Annotated in this window: 1 rRNA gene (only partly in view); it reads left to right on the top strand. The window is 50.2% G+C overall.

What is annotated here, in order from left to right:
- Nucleotides 1-126 precede the first annotated feature (126 nt).
- Nucleotides 127-2,500 (top strand): 23S ribosomal RNA (locus M1D66_RS26845) (it continues 548 nt past the right edge of the window).

The raw sequence follows: 2,500 nt of genomic DNA, 5'->3' as shown, positions 1-2,500 counted from the left end.
CTGTTCATCAATATAAGTTTCCGTGTTTCGTTTTGTTCAGTTTTGAGAGAACTATCTCTCATATATAAATGTATGTTCTTTGAAAACTAGATAACAGTGTAGCTCATATTTTTTAATTTTTAGTTTGGTTAAGTTAGAAAGGGCGCACGGTGGATGCCTTGACACTAGGAGTCGATGAAGGACGGGACTAACGCCGATATGCTTCGGGGAGCTGTAAGTAAGCTTTGATCCGAAGATTTCCGAATGGGGAAACCCACCATACGTAATGGTATGGTATCCTTATCTGAATACATAGGGTAAGGAAGACAGACCCAGGGAACTGAAACATCTAAGTACCTGGAGGAAGAGAAAGCAAATGCGATTTCCTGAGTAGCGGCGAGCGAAACGGAACATAGCCCAAACCAAGAGGCTTGCCTCTTGGGGTTGTAGGACATTCTATACGGAGTTACAAAGGAACGAGGTAGACGAAGCGACCTGGAAAGGTCCGTCGTAGAGGGTAACAACCCCGTAGTCGAAACTTCGTTCTCTCTTGAATGTATCCTGAGTACGGCGGAACACGTGAAATTCCGTCGGAATCTGGGAGGACCATCTCCCAAGGCTAAATACTCCCTAGTGATCGATAGTGAACCAGTACCGTGAGGGAAAGGTGAAAAGCACCCCGGAAGGGGAGTGAAAGAGATCCTGAAACCGTGTGCCTACAAATAGTCAGAGCCCGTTAACGGGTGATGGCGTGCCTTTTGTAGAATGAACCGGCGAGTTACGATCCCGTGCGAGGTTAAGCTGAAGAGGCGGAGCCGCAGCGAAAGCGAGTCTGAATAGGGCGTTTAGTACGTGGTCGTAGACCCGAAACCAGGTGATCTACCCATGTCCAGGGTGAAGTTCAGGTAACACTGAATGGAGGCCCGAACCCACGCACGTTGAAAAGTGCGGGGATGAGGTGTGGGTAGCGGAGAAATTCCAATCGAACCTGGAGATAGCTGGTTCTCCCCGAAATAGCTTTAGGGCTAGCCTTAAGTGTAAGAGTCTTGGAGGTAGAGCACTGATTGGACTAGGGGTCCTCATCGGATTACCGAATTCAGTCAAACTCCGAATGCCAATGACTTATCCTTAGGAGTCAGACTGCGAGTGATAAGATCCGTAGTCAAAAGGGAAACAGCCCAGACCGCCAGCTAAGGTCCCAAAGTGTGTATTAAGTGGAAAAGGATGTGGAGTTGCTTAGACAACTAGGATGTTGGCTTAGAAGCAGCCACCATTTAAAGAGTGCGTAATAGCTCACTAGTCGAGTGACTCTGCGCCGAAAATGTACCGGGGCTAAATACACCACCGAAGCTGCGGATTGATACCAATGGTATCAGTGGTAGGGGAGCGTTCTAAGGACAGTGAAGTCAGACCGGAAGGACTGGTGGAGTGCTTAGAAGTGAGAATGCCGGTATGAGTAGCGAAAGACGGGTGAGAATCCCGTCCACCGAATGCCTAAGGTTTCCTGAGGAAGGCTCGTCCGCTCAGGGTTAGTCAGGACCTAAGCCGAGGCCGACAGGCGTAGGCGATGGACAACAGGTTGATATTCCTGTACCACCTCTTTATCGTTTGAGCAATGGAGGGACGCAGAAGGATAGAAGAAGCGTGCGATTGGTTGTGCACGTCCAAGCAGTTAGGCTGATAAGTAGGCAAATCCGCTTATCGTAAAGGCTGAGCTGTGATGGGGAAGCTCCTTATGGAGCGAAGTCTTTGATTCCCCGCTGCCAAGAAAAGCTTCTAGCGAGATAAAAGGTGCCTGTACCGCAAACCGACACAGGTAGGCGAGGAGAGAATCCTAAGGTGTGCGAGAGAACTCTGGTTAAGGAACTCGGCAAAATGACCCCGTAACTTCGGGAGAAGGGGTGCTTTCTTAACGGAAAGCCGCAGTGAATAGGCCCAAGCGACTGTTTAGCAAAAACACAGCTCTCTGCGAAGCCGTAAGGCGAAGTATAGGGGGTGACACCTGCCCGGTGCTGGAAGGTTAAGGAGAGGGGTTAGCGTAAGCGAAGCTCTGAACTGAAGCCCCAGTAAACGGCGGCCGTAACTATAACGGTCCTAAGGTAGCGAAATTCCTTGTCGGGTAAGTTCCGACCCGCACGAAAGGTGTAACGATTTGGGCACTGTCTCAACCAGAGACTCGGTGAAATTATAGTACCTGTGAAGATGCAGGTTACCCGCGACAGGACGGAAAGACCCCGTGGAGCTTTACTGTAGCCTGATATTGAATTTTGGTACAGTTTGTACAGGATAGGCGGGAGCCATTGAAACCGGAGCGCTAGCTTCGGTGGAGGCGCTGGTGGGATACCGCCCTGACTGTATTGAAATTCTAACCTACGGGTCTTATCGACCCGGGAGACAGTGTCAGGTGGGCAGTTTGACTGGGGCGGTCGCCTCCTAAAGTGTAACGGAGGCGCCCAAAGGTTCCCTCAGAATGGTTGGAAATCATTCGTAGAGTGCAAAGGCATAAGGGAGCTTGACTGCG

This window comes from Bacillus sp. PK6-16 (assembly GCF_056530295.1).
Note: the sequence above shows the minus strand (reverse complement) of the source record. Positions and strands in the feature narration are given on the sequence as shown.